The 3,604-nt window shown below is 65.8% G+C and carries 3 protein-coding genes and 2 pseudogenes; 3 read left to right on the top strand and 2 right to left on the bottom strand.

What is annotated here, in order from left to right:
• Positions 1-95 precede the first annotated feature (95 nt).
• Positions 96-239: pseudogene (locus AC2VON_RS07710) on the bottom strand (ATP-binding protein); the annotation flags it as partial.
• A 130-nt stretch (positions 240-369) separates the two neighbouring features.
• Here AC2VON_RS07710 and AC2VON_RS07715 point away from each other — a divergent pair.
• The 3 genes from AC2VON_RS07715 to AC2VON_RS07725 all read left to right on the top strand — a co-directional run bounded on the left by AC2VON_RS07715 (position 370) and on the right by AC2VON_RS07725 (position 3,415).
• Positions 370-1,437, top strand: a complete 1,068-nt coding sequence (locus AC2VON_RS07715; RefSeq protein WP_486952420.1) for a tyrosine-type recombinase/integrase — start codon at positions 370-372, stop codon at positions 1,435-1,437.
• The gene (locus tag AC2VON_RS07720) at positions 1,434-1,748 is read left to right on the top strand and encodes a helix-turn-helix domain-containing protein (protein WP_144955196.1); all 315 of its coding nucleotides are present in this window, start codon (positions 1,434-1,436) and stop codon (positions 1,746-1,748) included. Before AC2VON_RS07715 ends, AC2VON_RS07720 begins: the two co-directional genes overlap by 4 nt.
• Positions 1,749-2,236: 488 nt before the next feature.
• Positions 2,237-3,415: a tyrosine-type recombinase/integrase gene (locus tag AC2VON_RS07725; protein WP_486952421.1), complete on the top strand. Its 1,179-nt coding sequence runs from the start codon at positions 2,237-2,239 to the stop codon at positions 3,413-3,415.
• 67 nt (positions 3,416-3,482) lie between these two features.
• Here AC2VON_RS07725 and AC2VON_RS07730 read toward each other — a convergent pair.
• Positions 3,483-3,604 (bottom strand): annotated as a pseudogene (locus AC2VON_RS07730) (ATP-binding protein); the annotation flags it as partial.

Genomic DNA, 3,604 nt, shown 5'->3' on the forward strand with positions numbered 1-3,604 from the left:
TGTCGACTGTCACGTAATTCCCCAGGGGTAGCCGTCACGTAATTCCCCAGGTTCGGAGCTGCTGGTGGTGAGGGTAGCGGGGTTGGCGGTCGGTGTCAGTTGGGGGTGGTTCCGGGGCGTTTGCGGGGCCGGTAGGACGGTCCGTCCATGAGGACCTGGTGGCTGGTGTTGATCAGCCGGTCGAGCAGTGATTCGGCGACCACGGGGTTGGGGAACAGCGGGTACCAATCAACTGGAGCTGGCACATGTTCGTTATGACCGATTTCCCCTGCTAGCTGGACTTTCGACTGCTCTGCGTGTCGCATCGATCTTCAAGGCATTATCGCGATATGTTAGGTGCTGCCTTAACGAGTTAGGTGGGAAGAAGGTGTGCGGGTGGTGGAGGGTCTCCGGCTGATTCCCGGTGGCGCCGTCCCGGTCGAGCCCGTTGTTAGGGATCCTGTTGTCTTTCAACGGGAATGCGTCGATGCGTTCGTGGCGTCGTGGCGGGCGCGCGGGTTTAGCCCGGTGACGATCGACAATGACATCGGGTTGTTGGAGCGGACGTTGGCCGCACTGGGGCGTCCGGCGTGGGAGGTCACCAGCGAGGACATCGATCGCGTGGTTGGCGAGCTGGCGGTGGCGGGCCGTTCGGCGTCGACGCGGCGCGAGTACGTGCAGATCTTCAAGGGGTTTCACCGGTTCCTGCAGGCCCGTAAGGCTGCCGAGATCGAGGCCGGGTTCGGTGTGCGCTTGGTGTGCCCGGTTGATGAGTTCAACGCTTCACGGCACGTAGGTGACGAGTCGCCGGCGGTCGGGGCGCCGCCGACCCCCGACCGGGTGAGCGAGTTCTTCGAGTTCTTGAAGTCGAGGATCGCCACCGCCCGCAAGTACGGTCCGGCCGCGCGGGACTACGCGTTGTTTCGGACCCTGTATCACGCTGGGCTGCGATCGGAAGAGTCTGCACTGCTGGAGATAGTGGACGTGCATTTCGGGCGTGGACCGTTCGGCAAGTTGCACGTGCGATTCGGCAAGGCCGCCCACATGTCCGGTCCTAGGCCGCGGTGGGTGCCGATGCTGGACGGGTTGGACGCGTTGTTGCGGTGGTTTTTGGCCGATGTGCGGCCGAAGTTTCCGGAGTCGCCGGTGTTGTTTGCCGACGAGTCCGGTGGTCCGCTGAATCGTGGCACGATCCGCAACCGGCTGCGGTATCTGATGGAGCTGGAGGGCCGACCGGTCGCGGAGCGGTTCAGCCCACACGCGCTGCGTCGCGCTTGCGCGACACACAACTACGAGCGTGGCGTTGATCTGGTGGCGATCCAACAGCTTTTGGGTCATTGGACGGTGAGTTCGACCATGCGCTATGTGCGTCCGTCGGCGACATTCATCGAGGACGCTTATCGGCGTGCGGTCACCTCGACCTTGGCCGAGCTCAGCGGAGAGGACGGGACGGCATGAAGATCCGGTGGCGGTTGCGGATGGCGGCTGCGCAGCGTGAGGTGTGGACCGGAACCGAGCTGCGGCGACTGCTGGCAGAGAAGGCCGGGGTGGAGATGTCGGCGGCGTCGGTGTCGGCGCTGTTCACCAAGGAACCCAGCCAGATCAAGCTCTCGACGCTGATCGCGTTATGCACCGCATTGCAGTGCACCCCCGACGACCTGTTCGAGACCGATACCACCCCGCTCGAACGGCCCGCCACTCCGGCGCGGTCGGTTCCGTCGGAACCGAAGACAGCCAACGTGCGGGGCCGGTCGATGCCGCCGATGTAGATTCGGCGAAGCTTCGGAACGGGTTGCGGCCGATGGGGAAAAAGCAACGAGACTGCGTCGACTGCGGAGCCCCGGTCGGATACCTCGGCCGCGAGCATTGCTGCCTGTGCACCCGCCGGTTACGGACGCAGGCGGCCAAGGCGCAATGCCCACGCTGTGGGCGCGACCGGGTGCTGGTGTCGGCGGTGGGTCGGTGCGTGCTGTGTTCGCGCTGTTGCCGGGAATGCGGCAGATCGATGCGGTTCCGCAACGAGGTGGTGTGCCGGCCGTGTCAGAAGCGGGCCAAGCTCGCGGCCGCGAGATCGACCTGCCCGCGCTGCGGAAAACCAGGCTATCTGCGCGAGTCGACTGGGTGGTGTGGCTCGTGCTCACGACCCGGTCCGCCGAAGGATCCGCCCCGGGTCTGCGTGTCCTGCGGCGAGTTGCGCCGCCACGTCGGGCGCGGCATGTGTGGGCGATGCTGGCAGCGTCGCCCGGACCGGCCGTTCGTGCGTGGCGAGACGCTGGCCGCCCGGCTCGCCGAGCCGCCGGGCTGGCTCGATGATTTCGTCGCGGACCTGGCGACGCATTACTGCCCGGCGCAGGCATGCAAGCTGCTCACCACGTTGGCACGGTTGCTCGCAGACGATTTCCCAAATCACCCGCAAAGCGTGCTCGAGCGGGCCCGCACGCCGGGTCGGTCGATGGGATCGCTGGCTCGGGCGTTGGAGGCGTTCTTCACCGAACGTGGTTTGGCGATGGCCACCGACCAGGCCGACCGGCTCGCCGCCGGGCGACGGCAGAGGCGGATCGACAGCGCACCGGCCGGGATGCGTGGCGCTGTCGCGTCCTTCGCTGAGTCCATGCTGCACGCGCGTGAACGCGCCCGCCGTGCGGGCACTCGGCCCCGTACCGACCGCACCATCGAGTCGGCGCTGACGATCGTACGTGATCTAGCCCGCTTCCTCGATACCCAACGCGGCAAACAGGATTGGGCCCTCGCAGACATCGCCGATATCGAGGCGTTCCTCGCCGAGCTGCCGAAAAACCGGGCCCGCCGCCTGGCGGTGCTGCGCCAATTCTTCCGATTCGCACGCAACCATCATCTGGTGCTCATCGATCCAACCCGCGGCGTCACCATCAAGCGGCACAGGGCATTTCGTGGCCGTACTCTCACCATCCCCGAACAGCGCGTGCTGTTTGAGCGCTGGAGCGGTGATTCGGCAGTGCACCCACACGAGGCGCTGTTCGGGCTGCTGGCAATACTGCACGGCGCCTCCAGCAGCGAGGTGCGTCAGCTACGGGTCGAGCACATCGATACCGTCAATCGCTCGATCACCCTCGGCAGACGTCCTCACCCAGTGCCGCTCGACCCGGTCAGCTGGGCCGCGCTGCAGCGCTGCCTCGAGCACCGCGACACGCTGCGCACCGACAACCCGCACGTACTCGTCACCAGGGGCACCAAGGCCGATCGACGGCCGGCTTCCGAGGCCTACATGAGCCACCTGCTCGACCCGTGCGGCCTGCCGCCCAAGATGCTGCGCAGTACGCGACTGGCCGATCTCGTCAACACAATGGACCCGAAACTCGTCGCCGCAGCATTCGGCATGAAACCCGAAGGGGCGATGATCTACCTCGCCGATCAGCTCGACGATGGCCGATTGCTAGACCAGCTTGCTGAATCCTGACAAGTGCGAACGTGTCACGCTTCGGCAGCGCCTACGCACAGGTTCGCGCGAACATGTGCGCTTTCTTGGGGGCTCGGTTGCTGGTCAGGATCAGCGGTTTGGCGGCGATGGCGCGATCGGAGACGAGGTCGTAGAGGTCGTCGCTTTGGGTGGGGGTGTGCTCGCGCATCGCGAAGTCGTCGACGATGA

The organism is Mycobacterium sp. TH-M82 (assembly GCF_057473605.1).

Excerpts from the sequence above, each read along its gene's own strand:
- AC2VON_RS07720 (WP_144955196.1), top strand. The coding sequence starts at position 1,434 with ATGAAGATCCGGTGGCGGTTGCGGATGGCGGCTGCGCAGCGTGAGGTG.